General features: G+C 71.9%; 23 protein-coding genes and 1 pseudogene. 19 read left to right on the forward strand and 5 right to left on the reverse strand.

All coding sequences use genetic code 11. The features are described from left to right. Nucleotides 1-9: 9 nt before the first annotated feature. The 4 genes and pseudogenes from ACQP2T_RS33485 to ACQP2T_RS33500 all read left to right on the forward strand — a co-directional run. Nucleotides 10-126 (forward strand): annotated as a pseudogene (locus tag ACQP2T_RS33485) (DNA polymerase beta superfamily protein); the annotation flags it as partial. Nucleotides 127-232: 106 nt separating this feature from the next. Further along, nucleotides 233-634, forward strand: coding sequence for a DNA polymerase beta superfamily protein (locus tag ACQP2T_RS33490; protein WP_433519862.1), 402 nt, complete (start codon nucleotides 233-235; stop codon nucleotides 632-634). Beyond that, nucleotides 631-1,368, forward strand: a complete 738-nt coding sequence (locus ACQP2T_RS33495; RefSeq protein WP_433519863.1) for a nucleotidyltransferase domain-containing protein — start codon at nucleotides 631-633, stop codon at nucleotides 1,366-1,368. Before ACQP2T_RS33490 ends, ACQP2T_RS33495 begins: the two co-directional genes overlap by 4 nt. A gap of 33 nt (nucleotides 1,369-1,401) precedes the next feature. Beyond that, nucleotides 1,402-4,221 carry a helix-turn-helix transcriptional regulator gene (locus tag ACQP2T_RS33500; protein ID WP_433508882.1) on the forward strand — a complete coding sequence of 940 codons (2,820 nt, stop codon included), beginning with the start codon at nucleotides 1,402-1,404 and terminating at the stop codon, nucleotides 4,219-4,221. Between the two features lie 43 nt (nucleotides 4,222-4,264). Here the strand turns inward: ACQP2T_RS33500 and ACQP2T_RS33505 are convergent, their stop codons facing one another. After that, on the reverse strand, nucleotides 4,265-5,047 hold the full coding sequence (locus ACQP2T_RS33505) for an arylamine N-acetyltransferase family protein (RefSeq protein ID WP_433508883.1): 783 nt from the start codon (nucleotides 5,045-5,047) through the stop codon (nucleotides 4,265-4,267). A gap of 67 nt (nucleotides 5,048-5,114) precedes the next feature. Further along, nucleotides 5,115-6,071, reverse strand: coding sequence for a GNAT family N-acetyltransferase (locus tag ACQP2T_RS33510; RefSeq protein ID WP_433508884.1), 957 nt, complete (start codon nucleotides 6,069-6,071; stop codon nucleotides 5,115-5,117). 142 nt (nucleotides 6,072-6,213) lie between these two features. On the opposite strand from ACQP2T_RS33510, the gene ACQP2T_RS33515 reads away from it, so the two are divergent. Both ACQP2T_RS33515 and ACQP2T_RS33520 read left to right on the forward strand, forming a co-directional pair. Then, nucleotides 6,214-7,188: a hypothetical protein gene (locus tag ACQP2T_RS33515; protein ID WP_433508885.1), complete on the forward strand. Its 975-nt coding sequence runs from the start codon at nucleotides 6,214-6,216 to the stop codon at nucleotides 7,186-7,188. 11 nt (nucleotides 7,189-7,199) lie between these two features. Continuing rightward, complete coding sequence (locus tag ACQP2T_RS33520) at nucleotides 7,200-7,745, forward strand: hypothetical protein (protein ID WP_433508886.1); 546 nt, start codon at nucleotides 7,200-7,202, stop codon at nucleotides 7,743-7,745. A gap of 179 nt (nucleotides 7,746-7,924) precedes the next feature. Here the strand turns inward: ACQP2T_RS33520 and ACQP2T_RS33525 are convergent, their stop codons facing one another. Then, entirely contained in the window at nucleotides 7,925-8,719 is a 795-nt protein-coding gene (locus ACQP2T_RS33525; protein WP_433508887.1) for a class I SAM-dependent methyltransferase, read from the reverse strand. A 140-nt stretch (nucleotides 8,720-8,859) separates the two neighbouring features. On the opposite strand from ACQP2T_RS33525, the gene def reads away from it, so the two are divergent. From def to ACQP2T_RS33540, 3 genes are all read left to right on the forward strand, one after another. Beyond that, nucleotides 8,860-9,399, forward strand: a complete 540-nt coding sequence (gene def / locus ACQP2T_RS33530) for a peptide deformylase (RefSeq protein ID WP_433508888.1) — start codon at nucleotides 8,860-8,862, stop codon at nucleotides 9,397-9,399. 94 nt (nucleotides 9,400-9,493) lie between these two features. Continuing rightward, nucleotides 9,494-9,856, forward strand: coding sequence for an MmcQ/YjbR family DNA-binding protein (locus ACQP2T_RS33535; protein ID WP_433508889.1), 363 nt, complete (start codon nucleotides 9,494-9,496; stop codon nucleotides 9,854-9,856). 103 nt (nucleotides 9,857-9,959) lie between these two features. Continuing rightward, a complete protein-coding gene (locus tag ACQP2T_RS33540; protein ID WP_433508890.1) occupies nucleotides 9,960-10,565 on the forward strand; it encodes an SAM-dependent methyltransferase in 606 nt (201 codons plus the stop codon). Between the two features lie 1,263 nt (nucleotides 10,566-11,828). On the opposite strand, the gene ACQP2T_RS33545 is transcribed toward ACQP2T_RS33540, so the two are convergent. Further along, entirely contained in the window at nucleotides 11,829-12,746 is a 918-nt protein-coding gene (locus ACQP2T_RS33545) for a hypothetical protein (protein WP_433508891.1), read from the reverse strand. 88 nt (nucleotides 12,747-12,834) lie between these two features. Here ACQP2T_RS33545 and ACQP2T_RS33550 point away from each other — a divergent pair, with 88 nt between their 5' ends. The 8 genes from ACQP2T_RS33550 (at nucleotide 12,835) to ptsP (ending at nucleotide 19,590) form a co-directional block, all read left to right on the forward strand. Further along, nucleotides 12,835-13,596 (forward strand): DeoR/GlpR family DNA-binding transcription regulator, encoded by a 762-nt coding sequence (locus ACQP2T_RS33550; protein ID WP_433508892.1) that lies wholly within the window; start codon nucleotides 12,835-12,837, stop codon nucleotides 13,594-13,596. Nucleotides 13,597-13,630: 34 nt separating this feature from the next. Further along, a complete protein-coding gene (gene pfkB / locus ACQP2T_RS33555; protein ID WP_433508893.1) occupies nucleotides 13,631-14,581 on the forward strand; it encodes a 1-phosphofructokinase in 951 nt (316 codons plus the stop codon). Nucleotides 14,582-14,701: 120 nt separating this feature from the next. Then, nucleotides 14,702-15,916, forward strand: coding sequence for a mannitol-specific PTS transporter subunit IIC (gene mtlA / locus ACQP2T_RS33560; RefSeq protein ID WP_433508894.1), 1,215 nt, complete (start codon nucleotides 14,702-14,704; stop codon nucleotides 15,914-15,916). 3 nt (nucleotides 15,917-15,919) lie between these two features. Next, complete coding sequence (locus ACQP2T_RS33565; RefSeq protein ID WP_357953209.1) at nucleotides 15,920-16,228, forward strand: PTS lactose transporter subunit IIB; 309 nt, start codon at nucleotides 15,920-15,922, stop codon at nucleotides 16,226-16,228. Further along, nucleotides 16,221-16,649 carry a PTS sugar transporter subunit IIA gene (locus tag ACQP2T_RS33570; protein WP_358542758.1) on the forward strand — a complete coding sequence of 143 codons (429 nt, stop codon included), beginning with the start codon at nucleotides 16,221-16,223 and terminating at the stop codon, nucleotides 16,647-16,649. Before ACQP2T_RS33565 ends, ACQP2T_RS33570 begins: the two co-directional genes overlap by 8 nt. Then, nucleotides 16,646-17,650, forward strand: a complete 1,005-nt coding sequence (locus ACQP2T_RS33575) for a zinc-dependent dehydrogenase (protein WP_364002335.1) — start codon at nucleotides 16,646-16,648, stop codon at nucleotides 17,648-17,650. The genes ACQP2T_RS33570 and ACQP2T_RS33575 overlap by 4 nt, the downstream gene beginning before the upstream one ends. 10 nt (nucleotides 17,651-17,660) lie before the next feature. After that, nucleotides 17,661-17,942 (forward strand): HPr family phosphocarrier protein, encoded by a 282-nt coding sequence (locus tag ACQP2T_RS33580; RefSeq protein ID WP_225292945.1) that lies wholly within the window; start codon nucleotides 17,661-17,663, stop codon nucleotides 17,940-17,942. Beyond that, entirely contained in the window at nucleotides 17,935-19,590 is a 1,656-nt protein-coding gene (gene ptsP, locus ACQP2T_RS33585; RefSeq protein ID WP_433508895.1) for a phosphoenolpyruvate--protein phosphotransferase, read from the forward strand. Before ACQP2T_RS33580 ends, ptsP begins: the two co-directional genes overlap by 8 nt. 3 nt (nucleotides 19,591-19,593) lie before the next feature. On the opposite strand, the gene ACQP2T_RS33590 is transcribed toward ptsP, so the two are convergent. Beyond that, nucleotides 19,594-20,628 carry an aldo/keto reductase gene (locus ACQP2T_RS33590; RefSeq protein WP_433508896.1) on the reverse strand — a complete coding sequence of 345 codons (1,035 nt, stop codon included), beginning with the start codon at nucleotides 20,626-20,628 and terminating at the stop codon, nucleotides 19,594-19,596. A 102-nt stretch (nucleotides 20,629-20,730) separates the two neighbouring features. Between ACQP2T_RS33590 and ACQP2T_RS33595 the strand changes: the two genes are divergently transcribed. Next, complete coding sequence (locus ACQP2T_RS33595) at nucleotides 20,731-21,441, forward strand: HAD family hydrolase (RefSeq protein ID WP_433508897.1); 711 nt, start codon at nucleotides 20,731-20,733, stop codon at nucleotides 21,439-21,441. A 66-nt stretch (nucleotides 21,442-21,507) separates the two neighbouring features. Next, nucleotides 21,508-22,932 carry an NADP-dependent phosphogluconate dehydrogenase gene (gndA, locus tag ACQP2T_RS33600; protein WP_433508898.1) on the forward strand — a complete coding sequence of 475 codons (1,425 nt, stop codon included), beginning with the start codon at nucleotides 21,508-21,510 and terminating at the stop codon, nucleotides 22,930-22,932. The last annotated feature ends 96 nt before the right edge of the window (nucleotides 22,933-23,028 follow it).

Genomic DNA, 23,028 nt, shown 5'->3' on the forward strand with positions numbered 1-23,028 from the left:
TCGGTCGTGGTGGGGTCACGGGCCTACGGTCTGGACACCGCCGAGTCCGACACCGACCGGCGCGGCGTGTTCGTGGTGCCGACGGAGGCGTTCTGGCGGCTGGACAAGCCGGTGACGCACCGCGACGGGCCGCTGCCCGAGCAGTTCTCGTGGGAGGTCGAGCGCTTCTGCGGGCTCGCCCTCGACGCGAACCCCCACGGTCCTGGAGTGCCTGTGGTCCCCCCTCACAGAGGTGCTCACGCCGGAGGGCGGACGGCTGCGCGACCTGCGCGGGGCGTTCCTGTCGCGGCGGGCGCACGAGTCGTTCACCCGGTACGCCGACGCCCAGTTCCGCCGCCTCGACCCGGCCGCGCCGAAGTGGAAACAGGCGATGCACCTGATCAGGCTGCTGCTGAGCGGCCGCCACCTGGTACGCCACGGCGAGCCCCTGATCCAGGTCGGCGACCACCGCGACCGGCTGCTGGCGATCAAGCGGGGCGAGGTGCCGTGGGCGGAGATCGCCGCCTGGCGGGCCGAACTGACCGGCGACCTGGCCGACGCGGCCGGCGTCCTGCCCGCGGCGCCGGACCGGGCGTCCGTCGAGACCTACCTCGTGGCCGTACGGAGGGCCCACCTGTCCCGGGAGCGCGTGTGAACCTGCCTGCCTGGCTGCCGGAGATCCCCGAAGAGCAGCCGTACTCGCTGGTGTTCGCCACGATCAGCGGCGCGCACCTCTACGGCTTCCCCTCGGCCGACTCGGACGTGGACCTGCGGGGCGTACACCTGCTGCCGCTGCGGGAGGTCGTCGGCCTGCGTACCGGACCGGCGACCCTCGACCGGACCTGGACGCGCGACGGCGTCGAGGTGGACCTGGTCACGCACGACCTGGCCAAGTTCTGCGGGCTGCTGCTGAACCGCAACGGCTACGTCCTGGAACAGCTCCTCTCCCCCTTGGTCGTGTCCTCCTCTCCGCTGCACGAGGAGCTCAAGGACCTGGCGCCCGGCTGCCTGACGCGGCACCACGCCCACCACTATCTGGGGTTCGCGCGTACGCAGTGGCGGCTGTTCGAGAAGAACGGGGAGCTCAAGCCGCTGCTCTACACCTTCCGTGTGCTGGCAACCGGCATCCACCTGATGCGCACCGGTGAGCTGGACGCCGACCTGACCCATCTGTTCGCGTACGTACCGGCGTACCTGCCCGACCTGGTGGCCGCCAAGCGGGAGGCCGAGCACGGCCGCGCGCCGGGAGTGAGCACGGCGGGCGACGACGTCGCGCGCCTGACGGCCGAGCTGGAGGCGGCCAGGGACTCCTCACCGCTGCCGGAGGCCGCCACGGTCCGGGACGCCATGCACGACCTCGTGGTCCGGGCGCGCCTCGCCACCGCGTGAGCGCGACCTCGGCTACCGCGTGAGGGCGACCTCGTGACGGGGGAAGCCAGACGCGACGCGCTCCGGCACATCGAGGAGATCCTGCCATCGGGCGGCTGCGTGATCGTCGACGGGGTGGCGGGGATCGGCAAGAGCCACCTGCTGGCGGCGGCGATGGCGCTGGGACGCTCGCACGGGCTGGCGATCGGTGCCGGGCGCGCCACCGAGCTGGATCGCGTGGCGCCGCTGTCCACCCTGCTCACCGCCCTCACCGTCCTGCCCGGCCCGCTCACGCCGCCGTCACGGCTCGGCGGGTTCCGGGAGATCGAGCGGCTCGGTGACGCGATCGAGCGCTTCACCCGGGATCGGCCGCTCATGGTGGTGCTGGACGACGCCCAGTGGGCCGACGAGCTGACCTGCCTGGCGCTACGACTGCTCGTACCGGGGCTGAGCTCGTCCCCCGTGACCTGGCTGCTGGCCCGCCGTCCCCTGCCCGCCCAGGCGGCCCTCGACCGGCTGATCTCCGAGGGCGCGCGACGGCTGTCGCTGCCGCCGCTCACTCCCGGCGAGTCCGCCGAGCTCAGTGCTCGCCTCCTGGGCGCCGAGCCCGGCCCGTCGGTGCTGGAGCTGGCCGAAGCCGCCGGCGGCAACCCGTTCCTGCTCGAAGAGGTGCTCACGGCCATGCGGGCGGACGGGCGGGTCACGGTGGTGGACGGTCGCGCGGCGATCACCGGGGCGCCGGACGGGCCCGGCGGGGCAGGGATGGGGCTTTCCCTGCGGTTCGTCGCGGCGGGTCTTCCGCAGCGATTCGTCGCAGCGGTGGAGCGGCGGTTGCGCGACCTGTCGCCGCAGGCCCGCAGGCTGCTGGAGGTAGGGGCGGTGCTCCGGCGCCCGTTCTCAGTGCATGAGGCGGCCGGGCTGCTCGGCGTGCCGCCGGTCGGGCTGCTGGCCACCGTGGAGGAGGCCGTCGGCGCGGGAGCGCTGACGGGTGAGGGTGAGCGGCTCGGGTTCAGGCACGATCTGATCAGGGAGGCGGTGTACGGCGGGCTCTCGGCGCCGGTCAGAACCGCGTTGCACAGGGAGGCGGCGACCGTGCTCAGGGCGGAAGGGCGGCCACCGGCCGAACTGGCCGAGCACCTCCAGCACGGCGCCCGGCACGGAGACGCGACCGCGATCCGCGAGCTGCGGGCCGCGGCCGAGGAGATGAAGTCCACCGCCCCGTCGGCCGCCGCCGACCTCATGCTGCGCGCCCTCGACCTGGCAGGCGGCCCGGACACCGCCGCGGACGCCTGGCAGACCTCGCCCGGCGAACCGGCCACCGTTACCGGAGACCAACCGACCCCGCCGCTCGGCTCGGCACCCGGGTCGGTCGCCGCCCCTGGCGACCAATCGACCCCACCCCACGGACCAACGCCCAGGCCGGTCGCCGCCCCTGGCGACCAACCGACCTCGCCCGGCGGGCCGGAATCCGGGCTGGTCGCCGGGGCGGTGCGGTTGCTGGCCTCCGCGGGACGGCTGGGCGAAGCCCGGCGGCTGGCCGACGGTGCCGGGCAGTTGGGCGCGGCACAGGAGGCGGACGTCGCGCTGGGGCTGGCCGAGGCGCTCAAGCACGCGGGCGAGGACCGGGCGGTGATCTCGCGGACGGCACGGGTGCTGGCCCGGCCGGGCGTGCCGGTCGCGGCGCGGGCGCGGCTGCTGGCCGTACAGGCGCACGCGCTCATGATGTCCGGGCGGATCGACGCCGCCGACCTGGCGGCGGCCGAGGCGGTGGCCGGTGGGGAGCCGTTCGGGCAGGTGGTGGGGTTGCAGGCGCGCTCGACCGTGGCCCTGTTCCGGGGCGAGCTCGCCGCCGCGCTGGGTCACGCCGAGGAGTCGGTACGGCTGGCCGACGCGGCCGGCGGGGAGGTGGCGCACCGGCATCCCCGGCTCTGGTTGGGTGCGGCGCTGGTGGCGCTGGATCGGTTCGAGGAGGCGGACGACGCCTACGCCGTCGTGGAGCGGCGGTCCGGGGCGCTGGGCACCGCGTGGTCGATGCCGTTGCGCCACCGGCTGCGGGCCGAACTCCTGCTGGCCGGGGGGCGGCTGGCCGACGCGGGGGCCGAGGCGGAGGCCGGGCTGCGGGTGGCCGAACAGCTGTCGGCGCTGGCGCTGGTCCCGGCCCTGCTGGGGATACGCGGGTACCTGGCGCTGTCACGGGACGACGTGGCGAACGGCCGTACCCACCTGGAGCACGGACGTCGTCTCGCCGGCGACGAACCGGGACTCGTGCGGGACGAGCTGCGGTGGCGCATCGGCCTGTTCCGCCAGGCCATCGGCCCGGCGCAAGGAAGCGGTTGGGTCGATGAGATGGCGGGGACGCTGTCGTACCTCATTCTCCAGGAGCCGCAGGCCGCGGCGCGGTTGCGGGCGATTCCGCACGTCATGTCCTGCGTGCGGGAGCTCGCCGACCGCAATCCCGGCGTCCCGTCGCTCAAGGCCGCGGCCGTCCACGCCGAAGGCCGCCTGGAGGAGGCGATCGAGCTCTACCGGGCCGGCCCGCGCCCGCTCGGGCTGGCCGCGGCGCTGGAAGAGGCCGGTCAGCGTGACGAGGCCCTGGAGATCTACACGGCGTGTGGCGCCACCAGGGACGCGGCCCGGCTCCGGGGCGCCCACGGCCCGCCGCGCGGCTGGGCGGCGCTGACCCCGTCGGAGGTGCGCGTGGCCCGGCTGGTCGCTGAAGGGCTGACGAACCGGGAGGTGGCCACGGCCCTGTTCGTGTCGCCGCACACGGTCGACAGCCACCTCCGGCACGCCTTCGCCAAGCTGGGCGTGAACAGCCGCGTCGAACTCACCCGCCAGGTGCTGGCCGCCCTCGGCCACGACCCAGGCTCATGAATCGGTCACGACCCTGGCGTATGAAGCGGGCACGATCCGTCGCTCATGAATCGGCCGCGTGTCGGCTCGCCAGCCGAGGCAGCAGCCGCGCCGCGTCCGGCTCCGCGATGTCGATGCCCAGCCGGTCGCGCAGTGCGGCCGCCAGCTCCTGCGCCGTACTCACAAGGGGGATGTCCTCGACCCGGATCCGGGCGTCCGCCGTGGTGCGCTGGGCGAGGACATGGTGGACGAACGGCGAGTGCGGATTCGTGGCGACGTAATAGTTGGCCACCTCGAAGTCGCTCGGGTAGTGCGGCTCGTCCTCACGGAAGGCGTACAGCTCGACGTCACCATGGTGCAGCACCCAGAAGTCGTCGTCCCTGCCGAGCCGCCACCGCCACGGGCCCACCTCGGCCGTGGCGCCGTCGGCGAAGGGCATCGGCTCCACCAGTCCGTCGCCGCCGAAGCCCACGTCGGCCAGCCAGCGAGTGCCCGACGCCTCGACGGTCAGCGTGGCGTGTGAGCGCGGCAGGTGGCGGCGGCCCAGCCGGATCCTGGCCAGGTGCCTGGTCAGGGGGAAGCCCAGGCGTTCGAGCACGGCGGCGAACAGCAGATTGTGCTCATGACAGTAGCCGCCGCGGCCGCCCGTCACCATCTTGTCCTGCAAGCTCCCGAGGTCGAGGGAGATGCCCCTGCCGAGCACCACGTCCAGGTTCTCGAACGGGATGGCCAGGACGTGCGCGCGGTGGACGGCGCGTAACGTCTCGGCGGTGGGGTCGCGCGGGCCGTCGTAACCGACGTGAGCCAGATAGGTGTCAAGATCGAGCTTTTCGATGTTCCACGTCATGGCTCCACTCTGCCGGTCGCCACGGCCCGCACACCATCACGTGTTCACGTGATCAGACGCCGCCGGATCACGCGTTCAGAGCGTCGGACGGTGCCGACAGGACGAGTCTGACGGCGAAGTTGTGGTAGCCGGACCGCTCGAAGGCCCTGGCCATCGGAACGTTCACGGCGTCGGTGTCGGCGACGATCCGCTCGGCGCCCCGCTCGGCGTGCAGCCGGGTGATCTCGCCGAGCAGGTCGTCGCCGTAGCCGTGCCCGCGGTGCTCGGGCACCACGCCGAGGTAGCCGACCACGGGCCCGCCCGCGTTGGCCGACGGCAGCGCCACGCCGACGAGGTCGCCGTCCGGCGTGTACGCCAGGCGCCACCAGCCCCTGTCACCCGGCATGCTCCGGTAGCCCTCGACGTCCTCGCGGGCCTGCGCCTCGGGGCCGGTCGTGGCCAGGGCCTGCCGGGTGTGGTGGTCGAGCGTGCCGACGGCCACGCGACTGAACGCCTCGACGAACACCTCGTCGTCGGCCTCCGCCCGGAACACCAGCCGCTCCGACGCCTCCGGCACCGGCGTGCCGCGCGTCCACTCGTACCTGAGCCGTTCGAGTTCGTCGGTCAACCCGGCCAGGGCCCCGGCCCGCCACCGCCAGTCGATGGCGGCCGTGATCTCCGGGTCGTCCCGCCAGCCGTTCGCGACGAACACGTGATAGGCGGGCGCCTCGCCGTACCCCTTATGGGCGTGTCGCAGCAGCTCGGCGGCCAGTTCCACGCGGTCGGGCACCGACGGGTGGACCCAGAGGCAGTCGAGCGCGAGCGGTTGGTCATCGTCGGGCAAGCCCCACCAGACGGCGCGGGCGAGGATGCGGCCGTCCTGTTCCGCGACCCACATGCGGTCGTGGCGGTAGTGGCCGGTCTCGAGAAAGGAGCGCAGCCGGTCGGGGTCGGCCCAGCTGATGGGCTCGTCGACGGCGCAGTCGAGCAGTCGGTCGAGGTCAGCCTCGACCGTGGAGCGGAAAAGCGTCGAGCCAGAAAGCACAATTCCTCCGGAAAGTTACAACAGCGGACGCGGAGAGCGCCCGGATACCACGGACCATCTCGACGCCTCCCTTCTTCCGGACTTTTCGCGGTCAGCGGGGACTTTATCGCAAATGTAAGGCGACTTCCGACAGGATAAGGACGTGGGCTCCTACGACGACGACACGCTTCCGCTCCAGCCTCCCGTCCGGCTGCCGGCCGACGACGAGCTGGTGGCGGCCATACGCGAGACTCCTCTGGCCACCGGCGACGCCGACGCTTCCACTCATCCGGCGTTCGCGCCGGACGCGGTCGAGGCGCTGCGTGACGGCTCCGACGACAAGGTGCTCCAGGTGTGGGCGGACGTCTGCCGCCGCACGCTGAGCACCGACGAGACGCTGTTCATGGAGGTGGTACGCCTCTATCTGGGCCGCGGTCCGCTGACCGACGAGGTGCCCGCCGTCCTGACGGACCTGGGCCTGGTACGTCAGGCGCCGCCGCGCACCCTGGCCCCGCTCGGCATCTGGGCGGCTGGGCTGGTGATCGGCGAGGCGACCGGGCAGGACATCCCGGTCATGGGCTCGCTGGCCGGCCGGGACGCCGGTGCGCTGCTGTACGGCCTGCGCTCCTACCCGGAGCCGGAGCGCGACGAGGAGCTCGCCGGCTGGCTGGCCGGCCGGGATCAGGGCGAGGCGGTGGCCGAGATCGCGGCCGCCCTCGGCGAGGTGAGCCCGCTGAGCCGGGCCGTCGGCGTGGAACTGCTCGCCACGGGACTGGGCGACGCGGGCACGGAGGCGCTCGACGGGCTGCTCGGCGCGCCGAGGCTGGGCGCCGTCGTGGCCGCCCGGCTGGGCCGCGAGGAACGGCCGCCGACGCCCGAGGAGATCGCGTGGGCGTTCGTGGACATGGCGGCGGCGCTGCTGGAGTTCGGCGGGGAGGCGGCCGAGGTCATCAAGTCGGTCTCCCAGGGCATGGAGAAGGACGAGCAGGCGGGCACGATCGCCCTCCTGGCCCTCGGCGACCATCCATGGACCGAACGGGTGCTGCAGGTGTTCATCGACCACCATCCGGACGAGCGGGTGGTGGCGGCGGCCCGCAAGGCGCTGCGCCGGCACGGCCTGATGGACGTCCGAGGGTAGGGTTTCCCGAGATGACGAACCACACGATCAGCCCGCGGACCGGCGTTCTCGGCGCGTACTCCTGCGACTGCGAGGCGGACCTGCCCGACCTCATGTCCGCCGAGTTGCACGCCTCCGAGACCAACCAGTGCACCGTCTGCCTCGGCTCGGCGGAGCAGCCGGTGCTGCCCGGCCTGGTGCCCGGCATTCTGCCCGGCCTCTCGCGCGGCCTGATGCGCCCCTGCACGGCCTGCGCGGCCACGGGCCGCCGCAGGGAGCAGATCGTCTGGGAGCTGGCCCACGCCGAGGCCGAGCAGGTGATCACCATGAGCCTGGTGCGGGGTGTGGTGGCGGAGTTCGGCGGGCCGTTCCACCTGTCGGAGGTCGCGGACGCGGTCCGATCGGGCCTCGGTCTCCCGCCCGGCCGCCTGCCGGTGGGGCCACGGGTCCGCGACCTGCTGCTGCGGCTGCAGGCAGCGGGCGAGATCACCATGCTGTCGGCTCCTGACGAGCTGCTGGACGGCGCCGACGTGGTCCTCTACCGCGACCCGCAGTGGGCCCGCACCTCTGGCCTTTAGCGCGGTGACCACCGAGGTCCCCCTCGGGTTTGGTCCGCTCCCTGTGACGGTCCGTCGTGGCTGATGTCCCTAAGGAGGGATACCCCATTCGGGGGGGAAGGGGGGGCGGTACAGGTCCCAAAGGACGGACACCCCCTTCGGAGGAGAAGAGACACGCGGCCCCTCGGGGGGAGAACGGGCTAGCGTGCGATGCGGCAGAGGATTTCGCCGTGGGTGATCGAGATCCAGCCGTCGTCGGCCGCGGCCCACTTCAGCCAGCCCTCGGAGATGCGCCGTAGGTCCTCCCCCGTGGCGGCGCCCGTGGCGAGTGCCTGCTCGGCCATGGCGGACTGCTTGATCCGGTCGGCCCACATCCCGCCCCACCAGGCCCGGTCCTCCGGCGTGGCGAAGCACCAGGTGGACGAGGTGGCGGTGACGTCGTCGAAGCCAGCGGCCCTGGCCCACGACAGCAGGCGCCGCCCGGCGTCCGGCTCGCCGCCGTTGCTCCGCGCCAGCCGCTGATAGAGCGCCAGCCACTCGTCCAGTTCCGGCAGCAGCGGGTACCAGGCGAACGCGGCGTAGTCGCTGTCACGCGCCGCCACCAGGCCGCCCGGCTTCGTCACCCGCCGCATCTCCCGCAGCGCCCGTACGGGATCGCCGACGTGCTGCAACACCTGGTGGGCGTGCACGACGCAGAACGTGGCGTCGGGATGGTCGAGCGCGTGCACGTCGGCGACGGCGAACTCGACGTTGCCCACGGCGCCCACTCCGGCCCTGGTCAGCTCCAACGTCTCCGCGCTCACCTCGGACGCCGTCACGTGTGCCACCCGGCCGGCCAGGTCGGCCGTGATGGTGCCGGGCCCGGCACCCACGTCCAGCAGCTTCATCTGGGGTTTGAGGTGGGGCAGCAGGTACGCGGCCGAGTTCTCGGCGGTGCGCCAGCGGTGGGAGCGCAGCACGGACTCGTGGTGGCCATGGGTGTAGACGGCGTCCATCGAAACTCCTTCGTCTCGCCTCGGTAGGACGACCATAGCCGCTATCTCACAATTCAAGAATATATGTCTCATTATATGAGCACCACTGAGTGCTGATCATCTCCTGGTCGCTCGTAGACTTTGTGGCGACACATCCGCATGTGGAAAGGGCAGTGGTCGTGGGAGAGGTCCGGCCGATCGTTCAGGTGGGAGACCCGGTGCTGCATACGCCCTGCGAGCCGGTCACCCGGTTCGACGGAGCGCTGTCTGCGCTGGTGGAGGACATGTTCGCGAGCATGTACGCGGCGGAGGGCGTGGGCCTGGCCGCCAACCAGATCGGCGTGGCGTTGCGGGTGTTCGTCTACGACTGCCCCGACGAGAACGGCGACCGCCACAAGGGCGTCGTGGTCAACCCGTCGCTCGAACTGCCCGGACTCGGCGAGCGGCATCTCGACGCGGGCGAGGAGGGCTGCCTGTCGGTCCTGGGCCAGTACGCCCCGCTCCCCCGCCCCGACCACGCCACCGTGCACGGCTTCGACGCCGAGGGCGCGCCGGTCACCGTCGAGGGCACCGGCATGCTGTCGCGCTGCCTGCAGCACGAGACGGACCACCTCGACGGCTACCTCTACATCGACCGCCTCCCGGCCAAGCGCCGCAAGCAGGTGCTGGCGGCGTACGAGGAGTCCCGCGCCGTAAGGTGACCGCGGAAAGTGGACTGCCCACGGAAGGTGGGCTGCCGCGAAAGTGGACCAAACGCGAAAGTGGACCAGAGCGGAAAGGGACTACGGTGGCGATGTGATCACGGTGGAGGACGTGCGGCGGCTGGCGATCACGCTCCCGCGCTCGTCGGAGCATCTCATCAGAGACCGGATCAAGTTCCGCGTCGGCTCGATCGTCTACGTCGCCTTCTCCCGCGACGAGACCCTCATGGGCTTCGGCTTCCCCAGGGAGGAGCGGGCCGCCCTGGTGGCGGCCGAGCCGGACAAGTTCCTGCTGCCCGGCGAGTCCGACATGCGGTTCAACTGGGTCGTCGCGCGACTGGCCGCGATCGACGCCGACGAGATGCGGGAGCTGGTCGTCGAGGCGTGGCGGCTGGCGGTCCCGAAGAAGGTCTACGCCGCCTACATCAGCTCAGCCGGTCGGCACCCAACGCGCTGATCAGCAGGCGTTCCTCGCGGTTGCCGAGCAGGCGGGCCGCTTTCCTGAGCACCCGCCGCAAAGCCGTTGATTCATCACCCATCACCCCAGCATGATCGTGATCATGAGTGAGCGCGACTGGATTACCTGGCACGACCACTACGACACGCCCGGCTCCTCCCTGAGCCGGCGGCTGGCCGTGGTACGCGAACACGTCCGGCTCGCCCTTGACGCCGGCGCCGAACGGGTGGTGAGCCTGTGCGCCGGGCAGGGCCGCGACCTGCTGCCCGTGCTCGCCGACCACCCCCGCCGGGACCGCGTACGCGCCAGGCTGGTGGAGCTCGACGAGCACAACGCCCGGCTCGCCGAGCGTGCCGCGCCCGGCGGCGTCGAGGTGGTGTGCGGCGACGCCGCGCTGACCGACGCCTACGCGGGGGCCGTGCCCGCCGACCTGGTTCTCGCCTGCGGGATCTTCGGCAACATCAGTGACGCCGACATCCGGCGTACGGTCGCCACGCTGCCTCGCCTCTGCGCGCCCGGCGCGAGCGTGATCTGGACCAGGGGCCGCCACGAACCCGACCTGCTGGCGACGATCTGCGGCTGGTTCGAGCAGGACGAGTTCGAGCGGATCCACCTGGACAGCGACGGCCACTACGGCGTCGGCGTGCACCGCTACACCGGCCCGCCCAGGCCGCTGGAGCCGGGCGTCCGGATGTTCACCTTTCTTTAGGGCAGGGTATGAACCGCTGCTTATATTCGCTATGAAAACCTGAGCATCTGCCATGATCTGTCAAGGTTTCCTCTTGGGCGGTGGCGTCGGCCGGGTCGAGCATGATCGGCCCGCAGGGCGCGTCATGGGTCGGCGGGGTAGTCACCGAATCGGTTGGCTGCGGTGTCGCTGAGTCTGCAGGCTTGCGATGCGATGGGCCGTGGCTGGTTCTGGTCTGGCGGGCGGGCAAATCGGAGCGTTGTCGTTCACTTGTTCTACCCGCCAGGGTCAACCGATGGTAATCTTTCAGTTGCCGATCGTGATGTTGCGTTCCGGAGGGGCGGGGGTGCGGACATGCGGGCATGCCGGCTCTCCTGCGATCGGGCCGCGCCGACCGTGCGGTGCGGCCGTTGCCCCGACCGCCGCCCGGCCGGCACCCTCGCCCGCACGTGGTCGCCGAGTGCCGGGCAGTGCTCACAGGGCGGCCGATCCGAGCGTGGTGCGTCACCGTCCGCCCGCCCGCTATCAACCTGCCCCGAGACGGGAGCGGTGCATGAGTGATCTGACCGCGACTGCCTCGTGCACCGCTCATGCGGCGGTGGTGGAGGTGACCGGCGAGGTCGTTCCTCAGCCGCTTGTGGCGCGGCGGGTGGCCTGGCTGGCCGCTCTGGCCCGCGATCTGACCGCCCGCCTGGTGACCGCCCGGTGGAATACGGCTGATCTGGACGCTTTGGCGTCGGGGGTGGGGCCGGACGGGCGGGTGTTGCCGTCGAAGGGCTGGATGGCCCTGCGCAGGCTCGGCTGGGCCGTGGGCCCGCCCTCGGGTGTGCATGTGTGCGATCGGGTGCTGCGGTGCGCCCAAGAGCAGGCCGCTCACCCGCGCGGCCCGGCGCGCCCGCCACACCCGAGCAGACCTGCACCCCCGACCAGCGGCACGCGACAGAGCCAAGAGGCACCCCACCCCGAAACGGCCGACCCGCACCACCTCGGCCAACTCACGAAACAACCCTCAAGACAACCCGCGAGACAACCCGATGACGTCCAGCCGTGTGCCCGACCGGCGCACGGTGCCCGCCCCACCGCCCACCAGCGGTGGACAGCGTCCGGCGGGCCATGCACCCAAGCCGGGACGGCACCAGCCGTACCGGACAGGGCATGTCAGGAACTCCCACCATCGGACCGGCTTCCACCACGCCAAAGCCACCCCCGTGCTCACGCTTGCCAAGCACGGGGGCGGCCCAAAGCAGGCTACGCCTGTCCGAGTTGCCTGATTCCTTCAGGGAACTACAGGGAATTCAAGACGCTCCGGTAGAGGCCCTGGGTCAGCATGGTGATGCGCTTGACCGAGGAGCTCCAGGTGCCGCCCACGGGGTGGGCCGTGAGCAGCGCCATGATGAACCGGTCGTCCTTGCCCAGCAGGCCGGTGGTGTGCAGCACCGGACGGCCGTAGTCGGGCACGCCGGACCCGGTGGCCCGTGACGCGACCCCGCTGATCGACAGGTCGGCGCCCGGCGCCCGCAGCGGGACCGGGTTCGCCGAGGCGCCGGTGCCGCACTTGGTGGGCGCGACGTCGCCGAACCCCGACCAGCCCTGCTTGACCGCCCACGGCTTGGGCACCGCGCGCGGGATGCCGAAGTACTGGTCGAAGCCGTCGGTGCCGCACGGCGTGGAGTTGCGCAGGTGCCCCAGGATCGTCTCCCGCACCCCGGGCGCCGCCGTGTCGAGCAGGTAGCGATACGTCCGCACGATGTCGTACGCGCTCAGCGACGTATAACCCCAGAACCCCGGCTTGGACGCGGGCGGCGGCACGGTGTCGGACAGGCCGAGCTTGCGTGCCATCCGCTGGACGATCGCGCCCTTGCCGCCACGGTTCCAGAACGTGGTGGCCGCGCCGTCGTCGCTGGAGCGCAGCATGACCTTGAGCAGCCGGGCGTCGGCGGCGGGGACGCTCTTGCGCTTGTCCAGGTAGTCGATCGCGATCAGGATCTTGACGACCGAGGCCGAGCGGAACTTGCGGTGCGCGTTGCGGGTGGCGACGAACCTGCCCGCCTTCCTGTCGAACACCAGCCACGACGCCGTCGTACCGGCCGGCACCGTCGGAGGCTTGACGCCATCGGTGGACGCGGCCGCCGGCGGCCCGGCGACGCATGCCACGGCGAGAGGTAAGGCTGCCGCGACGGCGGCCCAGGGCTTGGTTCGCATCCGACATACCTACCAGAGTCTTGACCTTCCAACAGACTCGGGTATAAACACAGATGAAACCACACTGAAACGGCGGTGAATCAACATCATGTACGCCGAGGAGCGGCAGCAGGAGATCCTTCGCAGGGCCCGCGCCGCGGGCCGTGTCGACGTGGTGTCGCTGGCCGGCGAGCTCGACGTGACCACCGAGACGATCCGCCGCGACCTGACCGCGCTGGAGCGGGCGGGCGTGCTGCGCAGGGTGCACGGCGGCGCGATTCCCGTGGAGCGGATGGGGTTCGAGCCCGCGCTCGCCACTCGCGACGAGGTGATGACCGCGGAGAAGGAGCGCATCGCCAAGGCCGCCCTGGCCGAGCTGCCGGAGGACGGCTCGGTCATCATCGACGCCGGCAGCACCACCGGCCGCCTGGTGCAGATCCTGCCCGCCGACCGTGAGCTCACGGTCGTGGTCAACTCACCGCCGCTGGCCACCGCGCTGGCCGCCCGCGCCAACATCAGCGTCATCGTGCTCGGCGGCCGGCTGCGCGGCCGGACGCTGGCCACCGTGGACGACTGGGCGCTGCGGCCGCTGTCCCAGCTGCACGTGGACGTGGCGTTCATGGCGACGAACGGCTGCTCGGTCGCCAAGGGCCTGACCACGCCTGATCCGGCGGAGGCGGCGATCAAGCGGGCGATGGTGTCGGCCGCGGAGCGCAGCGTGCTGCTGGCCGATCACACCAAGTTCGCCAACACCTACCTCGCGAGCTTCGCCGAGCTGAGCGAGATCGACGTGGTGATCACCGACGCGGGTCTCGACCTGGCATTGGCAGCCGACCTGTCCGCCGCCGGCCCGGAGGTGGTCCGCGCATGAGCCTTGACAGAGACCTCAGCGGCGGGCGGCAACCATGATCCTCACGCTGACGCTCAACCCGAGCCTGGACCGCACGATCGAGATCGGCTCGCTCGACCGGGGCGCCGTCATCCGGGCCGCCGCCGCCCGCCTGGACCCCGGCGGCAAGGGCGTGAACGTCTCGCGCGCGCTGCTCGCCAACGCGGTCGCCTCGCGCGCGGTGGTCCCGTTCGGCGGCGACGAGGGCAGGCAGCTCGTCCGCCTGCTCTCCCTCGAAGGGCTCGACATGGTGACGGTCCCGGTGACCGGCACGACCCGGTCGAACGTCACCCTGGCCGAACCCGACGGCACCATCACCAAGATCAACGAGCCCGGCACCGCCCTGTCCCCCGGCGAGCTGGACACGATCGCCGACACCGTACTGGCCGCCGCGCACGAGGCCGACTGGGTGGTGGCCTCGGGCAGCCTGCCGCCGGAGGTGCCCGCCGACGTCTACGCCAGGCTCTGCCGCCGCTTCGCCGGCGCGGGCATCCACGTCGCCGTCGACACCAGCGGCCCGGCACTGGCCAGCGCGCTGGCCGCCGGCCCCGCCCTGGTCAAGCCGAACCTGGAGGAGCTCGCCGCCGCCACCGGCATGCCGATCCGCTGTCTCGGCGACGTGGTGGAGGCCGCGGGCAAGCTGCGGGCGGCGGGCGCGCGTACCGTCCTGGCCAGCCTCGGCGCCGACGGCGCGGTTCTCGTCGAGGACGGCGGCATCTGGTACGGCCACGCCACGGTGACCGAGCCGCGCAGCTCGGTCGGGGCCGGGGACGCCATGCTGGCGGGCTTCCTGGCCGGCGGCGGGCACGGCGAGCGGGCGCTGGTCGAGGGTCTGGCCTGGGGCGCGGCGGCGGTGTGCCTGCCGGGCAGCCGGATGCCCGGACCGGCCGACATCCGCCGCGAGGGCGTCCGCACCGGCCCGCCCCTCCTGACCCGCCCGCTGGAATCCCCCGCCGACCCCTCCTGACCCGCCTCCTGGAAGCCCCGCCGACCCCACCCGATTGATCCGCCTTCTGGAAGCCCCCGCAGACTCGACCCGACTTCGACATACCAGGAACCTGCTCATCCCCCCGAAGGAGCACGTCCAATGGCCGAAACCTACACACCCCCGGTCTATGGGACCGGGGCCAAGGCCACCATCCAGCGCATCGGCGGCCACCTGGCCGGCATGATCATGCCGAACATCGGCGCGTTCATCGCCTGGGGGCTGATCACCGCGCTGTTCATCCCCACCGGCTGGCTGCCGAACGCGGCGCTGGGCGCGATGGTCGACCCGATCATCAAGACGCTGCTGCCCATCCTCATCGCCTACACCGGCGGCCGGATGGTCCACGGGCAACGCGGCGCGGTGGTGGGCGCGGTCGCGGTGATGGGCGTCATCGTGGGGTCGGACATCCCGATGTTCCTGGGCGCCATGATCATCGGCCCGCTCACCGCCCTGATCCTGAAATATGTGGACAAGTTCACGGAGGACCGGACCAAGTCCGGCTTCGAGATGCTCGTCGACAACTTCACCGCGGGCATCGTCGGCGCCGCCATGGCCATCGTGGGCATGTGGGCCATCGGGCCGGTCGTCCGCGTCGTGACCACGGCCGCCGGCAACGCGGTCGAGTGGCTCATCGTCAACAACCTGCTGCCCCTCGCCTCGGTCCTCATCGAGCCCGCCAAGGTGCTGTTCCTCAACAACGCCGTCAACCACGGCGTCCTCGGGCCGCTCGGGGTCGCCGAGTCCGTCAAGCACGGCAAGTCGATCCTGTTCATGCTGGAGTCGAACCCGGGCCCCGGGCTCGGCCTACTCATCGCGTTCCTGCTGTTCGGCCCGCGCCCGCTGCGCCCGAGCACGCCCGCCGCGATGATCATCCACTTCTTCGGCGGGATCCACGAGATCTACTTCCCGTACGTGCTGATGAAGCCCCGCCTCATCCTCGGGGTCATCGCGGGTGGCGCGGCCGGCGTGTTCACCTTCATGATCACCGGCGCCGGGCTGGTGGCGACTCCTTCACCGGGCAGCATCTTCGCCTACATAGCGGTGACGCCGAAGGGCGGCTGGCTGGGCGTGATCGCCGGCATCCTCGTGGCCACCGCCGTGTCGTTCGCGGTCTCCTCGCTCCTGCTCGGCTTCGGCCGCGGCGAGAAGGAGGAGCCGCCCGAGGACACCCCGCAAGCCGCCGCCGACACTCCCGAACCTGCCGCCGACGCCCCTGAACCCGCCGCCGACCGCGTCGACGAGAGCGGCCGCGTCGGGGAGACCGGCGACAACGACCGCGACACCCAGGCCCAGCCCGTCGCCAAGGAGGCGTGAACCATGGCCAGCATCGACAGCAAGGACATTCACAAGATCATCGTGGCCTGCGACGCGGGCATGGGCAGCAGCGTCATGCTCGCCAGCCAGCTGCGCAAGCAGCTCAAGGACACCGGCGTCACCGTGGAGCACACGCCGGTCAACGAGATCCCGGCCGACGCCGACGTGGTGGTCTGCCACTCCGGGCTCGCCGCCCGGGCCAGAGTCTCCGCGCCGGGCAAGGTGCTGGTGTCCTTCCAGATCTTCCTCGGCGACCCGGCCGTGACCAAGCTGGTCGCCACCATCAAGAACGGTGGCACGGTCGATGCGTGACGACCTGCTCGACCCGCGCGCCGTACTCCTGCACGAGAGCGCGGCCGACCGGGACGAGGCGATCAGGCGGTGCGGGCGCGCCCTGGTGGAGGTGGGCGCGGTCGCCGAGCCGTACATCGACGCCATGCTCGAACGCGAACAGACGATCTCCACCTACGTCGGCGAGGGCGTGGCCATCCCGCACGGCACCGCGGCCGCCAAGGAGGTCGTCCGGCACGACGCGATCTGCGTCGTACGCTTCCCGGACGGCGTCGACTGGGGCGGCGAGCCCGTCACCCTCTGCGTCGGCATCGCCGCCAAGAACGACGGGCACGTACAACTGCTGGCGGCGCTCGCCGACATCCTGCTCGACCCCGAACGCGCCCGGGCACTCCGTGAGGCGACGGAGGTCGGCCAAGTCATGAAGGAGCTCAGATCGTGAAGGTCGCCCGTTTCCACGCCCCAGGAGACATCCGCGTGGAGGACGCGCCGGAGCCCGTCGCCGGTCCCGGCGAGCTGAAGATCCGGGTACGCAACTGCTCGACCTGCGGCACCGACGCCAAGATCTTCAAGCACGGCCACCACCACATCCGCCCGCCACGGGTGATGGGCCACGAGATCGCCGGCGAGGTGGTCGGCACGGGCGAACGCGTGCAGGTGATCGCCGCCATCCCGTGCGGCACCTGCGAGGAGTGCCGGCGCGGCCGCCTCACCGTCTGCCCGAACCAGGAGTCGATGGGGTATCACTACGACGGCGGTTTCGCCGAGTACATGGTGATCCCGGCGAAGGTGCGGGCCGTGGACGGCGTCAACGTCATCCCGTCCGGCGTCGGGTTCGCCGAGGCGTCGGTGGCCGAGCCGCTCGCCTGCGTGCTGAACGGCCAGTCGCTGGCGCGGGTCGGGCCGGGCGACGACGTGGTCGTCATGGGCGCGGGCCCGATCGGCTGCCTGCACGTGCGGCTGGCCCGCGCGCGCGGCGCCGCGCGGGTGTTCCTGGTCGACGTCAACGCCGACCGGCTGGCGATGGCGGCCGAGCTGGTACGCCCCGACGCGGTCGTCGACACCGACGCGGTGGACCAGGTGCTCAAGCTGACCGGTGGCCGCGGCGCCGACGTGGTGATCACGGCGGCGGCCTCCGGTGCGGCCCAGGAGCAGGCCCTGCGCATGGCGGCCAGGCAGGCCAGGATCAGCTTCTTCGGCGGCCTGCCCAAGGACGCCCCGATCATCGCCCTGGACTCCAACCTGGTGCACTACCGCGAGCTGACCATCGTCGGCGCGAACGGCTCCAGCCCGGCGCACAACGCCGAGGCCCTCGGGCTGATCGCCGAGGGTCTGGTGCCGGTGGCGGACCTGATCACCCACCGGCTGCCGCTGTCCCAGGTGCTCGACGGGATCGACCTCGTCAGCCGGGGCGCGGCCATCAAGGTCACGATCGAGCCCTGAGGGGGTTGTGATGGCACAACGTACGGTGACGGTGGCATCGGCGAGCGGCCTGCACGCACGGCCCGCGAAGCTGTTCGTCCAGGAGGCGGTGCGGCTGGGGGTTCCGGTGCGGATCCGGGTGGGCGAGAAGTCGGTGCCCGCGAACAGCATGCTGGGCGTGCTGTCGCTCGGCGCCACCCAGGGCACCGAGGTGACGCTGGAGTCGGACGCGCCGGGCGCGGACGCCGCGCTGGACGCGCTGGTGGCACTGCTCGCCCAGGACCTGGACGCGGAAGGGGCTCTCGATGGCTGACCCCGGCCGACCGGCCGACCCGGACGGCAGGCTGGCGGACGGCGACCCCGCAGGCGGCCGCCTGGTGGGCGGCGGCCTGGCGGGGCTGGGGGTCAGCCAGGGCCGGGCCGCAGGGCCGATGATCCGCATGGCATCGCCGCCCGCGCTTCCCAGCCCCCGGCAGGTCGCCAACTCTGCCGCGGAGACCGCCGCGGTGGTGAAGGCCCTGGAGTCGGTCACCGCCGACCTGCGACAACGCGGATCCCTCGCAGGCGGTGGCGACGCGGCGGAGATTCTCGACGCGCTCGCCATGATCGCCGACGATCCGATGCTGCGCGAGGACGCCGAGGCCGCCGTCCGCGACGGCCTGGACGCGCCTCACGCCCTGGACGCCGCGTTCACGCACCACCGTGAGACCCTGGCCGCCCTGGGCGGCTACCTCGCCGAGCGGGCCGCCGACCTGGACGACCTCAAGCATCGCGCCGTCGCCGCCTGCCTGGGTCTGCCGATGCCCGGCATCCCCGCCCCCGGCCACCCGTACATCCTGGTGGCCGAGGACCTCTCCCCCGCCGACACGGCGGGCCTGGGCACGGACGTGGTGGCGCTGGTCACCGAGAAGGGCGGCCCGACCAGCCACACCGCGATCCTGGCGCGTGGCCGCGGCCTGCCCGCCGTGGTCGCCTGCGCGGGCATCACCGCCCTGGCCGACGGCACGGTCATCTCGGTCGACGGCAAGACCGGTCAGGTCGGCGTCGGCCTGACGGACGAGGCCGTGGCGCAGGTCCGCAGGAGCGACCGGGAGGAGCGCGAGCGCCTGGCGAACAGCAGCGGCCCCGGCAGGACGGCCGACGGCCACCCGGTCAAGCTGCTGCTCAACATCGGCTCGGCCGCCGACCTCCGGCCGGGCGCGGAGGGGGTCGGGCTGTTCAGGACCGAGTTCCTGTTCCTGGACCGCAAGCGGGAGCCGTCCTTCGAGGAGCAGGTGGCCGCCTACGCCGAGGTGTTCGCGCGGGCCGGGACGGTCGTGGTGCGCACGCTCGACGCGGGCACGGACAAGCCGCTGCCGTTCCTGGACCTGCCGCCGGAGCCGAACCCGGCGCTCGGCATCCGCGGCCTGCGGGTGGACCGGGTGCTCCCGGCCGTACTGGACACGCAGCTCGACGCGATAGCGGAGGCGGCCCGCGCGACGGGCGCCGACGCCTGGGTGATGGCACCGATGGTCACCACCCCGGCGGAGGCGGCCGGCTTCGCCCGCCGCGCCCGCGACCGGGGCCTCACCCGGGTGGGCGCGATGGTCGAGGTGCCGGCCGCCGCCCTGCTGGCCGACCGCCTGCTGGCGGAGGTGGACTTCCTGAGCATCGGCACCAACGACCTCAGCCAGTACACCTTCGCGGCCGACCGTCAGCACCCCGGCCTGGCCGACCTCCTGGACCCGTGGCAGCCCGCGCTGCTGAAGCTCATCGCCGCCTGCGCGGACGCCGGTCGCGCCGCCGGCAAGCCGGTCGGCGTCTGCGGCGAGGCCGCCGGCGATCCCCGGCTCGCCCCGGTGCTGGTGGGACTGGGGGTGACGAGCCTGTCCATGGCGGCGGTGTGCGTGCCGTCCGTACGCGAGGAGCTGTCCCAGCACACCCTGGAGGAGTGCCGCGAGTTGGCGGCACTCGCCCGGTGACGGTCAGGGGCGCCGGCGGAGTTTCGCGTCGGACAGCTGCGGGGGCTGCCAGCCCTCGTCGCCCGGGTTGATGGTGACGCCCGGCGACACGATGGCGTCGATCCTGTCCAGGACGTCGTCGCTGAGCCGTACCTCGGGGGCGCTGAGCTGGCCCTCCAGGTGTTCCATCGTGCGCGGCCCGATGATGGCCGAGGTGACCGCCGGGTGCCTGAGCGTGAACGCCAGGGACAGCTCGATCAGCGTGTGCCCGGCCTCCTCGGCCAGGACGGCGAGCTGTTCGACGGCGTCCAGCTTGCGCTGGTTGACCTCCAGCTTCATGTCGTAGCGGTGCGGCAGCCGGCTCGCGCGGCGGCTCTCCGGCAGTTCCTGGTTCTTGCGGTAGCGGCCGCTCAGCCAGCCGCCCGCCAACGGGCTCCAGACGATGGCGCCCATGCCGTACTTCTGGACGGTGGGCAGCACGTCGGCCTCGATGCCGCGGGCGAGCAGGGAGTACGGAGGCTGCTCGCAGACGAAGCGTTCGAGCCCGCGCCGCTCTGCCGCCCACTGGGCCTCGACCACCTGGTGCGCGGGGAAGGTGGAGCTGCCGATGTAGCGGACCTTGCCCTGCCGGACGAGGTCGGTGAGGGCGCCGAGCGTCTCGTCTATGTCGGTGGCGGCGTCGGGGCGGTGGATCTGGTAAAGGTCGATCCAGTCGGTGCCGAGGCGGCGCAGGCTGTTCTCGACGGCCTGGAAGATCCAGCGCCTTGAGTTGCCGCCCTCGTTGGGGCCCTCACCCATGGCGCCGTGACATTTGGTGGCCAGGACGACGTCGTCGCGCTTGCCCGACCTGGCCAGGGCCTGGCCGACGAACTCCTCCGACTGGCCCCGCGAGTAGACGTCGGCGGTGTCGATGAAGTTGATGCCCGAGTCGAGGGCGCGGTCGATGATGTCGGCCGACTTCTCGGCCGACTCCTCACCGAACCCGCCGAACATCATCGCGCCGAGACAAAGAGGGCTGACCTTGAGACCGGTATGTCCGAGTACCCGATATTCCGTCATGCCCTCACTCTGGCATGACCGCCTCGGCGATCGCGCATCCCCCGGACGCGACGTGGCCGCCCGCCATAAGGGCGTTCATGGCGGCCGTGGTGTCATGGAGCCATGACGGAGTTCTCCCACGCACCTACGTTCCCGCACGCACCCACACCGGCGTTCCTCTTCGACCTCGACGGCACCTTGATCGACAGCGTCTACCAGCATGTCATCGCCTGGCGCCAGGCACTGTCCGGGCTGGGCATCGACCTGTCGGTGTGGCGCATCCACCGCCGCATCGGGATGAGCGGTGGCCTGTTCGTGAGCGCGCTGCTGCAGGAGACGGGGCTGAAACTGTCGGCGGAGCAGATCGACGAGTTGCAGACGATCCACGGTGACGCCTACACCGAGCAGATCGACTCCGTCCGCCCGCTGCCGGGCGCCGCCGAGTTGCTGAGCGAGCTGACCTCGCGCGGCGTGCCGTGGGCCATCGCGACCAGCGGTTACGCGCGTACGGCCCGGCTGGCGCTGGGCATGCTGGGCCTGCCGGAGGACACTCCGATGGTGACCCGCGACATGGTGCGCCGGGCCAAGCCGGACCCTGACCTGTTCCTTGCGGGTGCGGCGCTGCTGGAGGTGGATGTGCGGCATGCGATGGTGGTAGGAGACAGTGTCTGGGACCTGCTCGCCGCCCGCCGTGCGGGGGCGCTCGGGATCGGGGTGCTGTCAGGCGGATACGGCAGGGACGAACTCGAGCGCGCGGGTGCTTTCCGCGTGTACTCCGATCCGGCTGACATGCTGCATCGGCTCGACGAGCTGGGCGTACGCCAAAGCGACTGAAATATTGGAATATCCAGCCGAACCTCTACCGCTGGATCATGCGTATCCCCCACAGAGGAGCTTGATATGGACTTGGCAGATATCGGGGTCACCGGCCTGGCGGTCATGGGCAGGAACCTGGCGCGCAACCTGGCCAGGCACGGCTACGCGGTGGCCGTGCACAACCGCACGCCCAGCAAGACGCAGCAGCTCGTCAAGGAGTTCGGCGGAGAGGGCACGTTCGTACCGTCGGAGGAGCTGGCCGCCTTCGTGGCCTCTCTTAAGCGGCCGCGCCGGGCGATCATCATGGTGAAGGCGGGTCCGGGCACCGACGCGGTGATCGACCAGCTCGCCGAGCTGATGGAGCCGGGCGACATGATCGTCGACGGCGGCAACGCGCACTTCGCCGACACCCGGCGGCGCGAGGCGGCCCTGCGCGACAAGGGGATCCACTTCGTCGGCACCGGCATCTCCGGCGGCGAGGAGGGCGCGCTCAACGGCCCGAGCATCATGCCCGGCGGCTCCAAGGAGTCGTGGGAGGCGCTCGGCCCGATCCTGCAGGACATCTCAGCCAAGGTCGACGGCGTCCCGTGCGCGGTGCACGTGGGCCCCGACGGCGCCGGGCACTTCGTCAAGATGGTGCACAACGGCATCGAATACTCCGACATGCAGCTCATCGCCGAGTCCTACGACCTGCTGCGTCAGGCCCTCGGCGCCACCCCGGCGGAGCTCGCCGGGGTCTTCCGCGAGTGGAACCAGGGTGAGCTGGAGTCCTACTTGATCGAGATCACCGCCGAGGTGCTCGACCAGGTCGACGCGGCCACCGGCAAGCCGTTCGTGGACGTCGTGGTGGACCAGGCCGAGCAGAAGGGCACCGGCCGCTGGACCGTGCAGAGCGCGCTCGACCTTGGCGTACCGGTGACGGGCATCGCCGAGGCGGTGTTCGCCCGCGCGCTGTCGGGGCACCCGGAGCAGCGCGCCGCCGCCGCGTCCCTGGAGGGGCCGAAGCTCTCGGGCGTCGGCGGGCGGGAGCTGGTCGAGGACGTACGGCAGGCCCTGTACGCCTCCAAGATCGTCGCCTACGCGCAGGGCTTCGACCAGATGGCCGCCGCCTCCAAGGAGTACGGCTGGGACCTGGAGCTGGGCGCCATGGCCACGATCTGGCGGGGCGGCTGCATCATCAGGGCCCGCTTCCTCGATCGGATCCGCGCCGCCTACGACGCCGACCCCGCACTGCCGACGCTGCTGGCCGACCCGACGTTCGCGGCGGCGGTGAACCTGGCGCAGGAGTCCTGGCGCCGGGTGGTGACCACGGCGGTGCAGATCGGCGTGCCGACGCCGGGCTTCTCCTCGGCGCTGGCCTACTACGACGGGCTGCGCCGCGAGCGGCTGCCCGCCGCGCTGATCCAGGGGCTGCGCGACTTCTTCGGCGCGCACACCTACCTTCGGGTGGACCGTGAGGGCGCCTACCACACCGACTGGTCCGGCGACCGCACCGAGCGTCCCGTGTAGCGTCGCTCATGTAGTTCGTGCCACCTCTTCCTGACCGCGTATCGACCGGGGCCAGGAAGAGGGCTCTGGCGGCCGCGATCATGGTTTCGCAACTGG

The sequence above is a fragment of the Nonomuraea sp. CA-143628 genome (assembly GCF_050942315.1).
Classification (GTDB): Bacteria; Actinomycetota; Actinomycetes; order Streptosporangiales; family Streptosporangiaceae; genus Nonomuraea.

Bases quoted from the DNA above. Each gene is read 5' to 3' on its own strand.
- ACQP2T_RS33520 (WP_433508886.1), top strand. From the start codon at position 7,200: ATGACGAACCACACGATCAGCCCGCGGACCGGCGTTCTCGGCGCGTAC.
- ACQP2T_RS33590 (WP_433508896.1), bottom strand. From the start codon at position 20,628: ATGACGGAATATCGGGTACTCGGACATACCGGTCTCAAGGTCAGCCCT.
- ACQP2T_RS33550 (WP_433508892.1), top strand. From the start codon at position 12,835: ATGTACGCCGAGGAGCGGCAGCAGGAGATCCTTCGCAGGGCCCGCGCC.
- ACQP2T_RS33545 (WP_433508891.1), bottom strand. From the start codon at position 12,746: ATGCGAACCAAGCCCTGGGCCGCCGTCGCGGCAGCCTTACCTCTCGCC.
- ACQP2T_RS33580 (WP_225292945.1), top strand. From the start codon at position 17,661: ATGGCACAACGTACGGTGACGGTGGCATCGGCGAGCGGCCTGCACGCA.
- mtlA (WP_433508894.1), top strand. From the start codon at position 14,702: ATGGCCGAAACCTACACACCCCCGGTCTATGGGACCGGGGCCAAGGCC.
- ACQP2T_RS33525 (WP_433508887.1), bottom strand. From the start codon at position 8,719: ATGGACGCCGTCTACACCCATGGCCACCACGAGTCCGTGCTGCGCTCC.
- ACQP2T_RS33540 (WP_433508890.1), top strand. From the start codon at position 9,960: ATGAGTGAGCGCGACTGGATTACCTGGCACGACCACTACGACACGCCC.
- ACQP2T_RS33565 (WP_357953209.1), top strand. From the start codon at position 15,920: ATGGCCAGCATCGACAGCAAGGACATTCACAAGATCATCGTGGCCTGC.
- ACQP2T_RS33595 (WP_433508897.1), top strand. From the start codon at position 20,731: ATGACGGAGTTCTCCCACGCACCTACGTTCCCGCACGCACCCACACCG.
- ACQP2T_RS33505 (WP_433508883.1), bottom strand. From the start codon at position 5,047: ATGACGTGGAACATCGAAAAGCTCGATCTTGACACCTATCTGGCTCAC.
- ACQP2T_RS33570 (WP_358542758.1), top strand. From the start codon at position 16,221: ATGCGTGACGACCTGCTCGACCCGCGCGCCGTACTCCTGCACGAGAGC.
- pfkB (WP_433508893.1), top strand. From the start codon at position 13,631: ATGATCCTCACGCTGACGCTCAACCCGAGCCTGGACCGCACGATCGAG.
- ptsP (WP_433508895.1), top strand. From the start codon at position 17,935: ATGGCTGACCCCGGCCGACCGGCCGACCCGGACGGCAGGCTGGCGGAC.
- gndA (WP_433508898.1), top strand. From the start codon at position 21,508: ATGGACTTGGCAGATATCGGGGTCACCGGCCTGGCGGTCATGGGCAGG.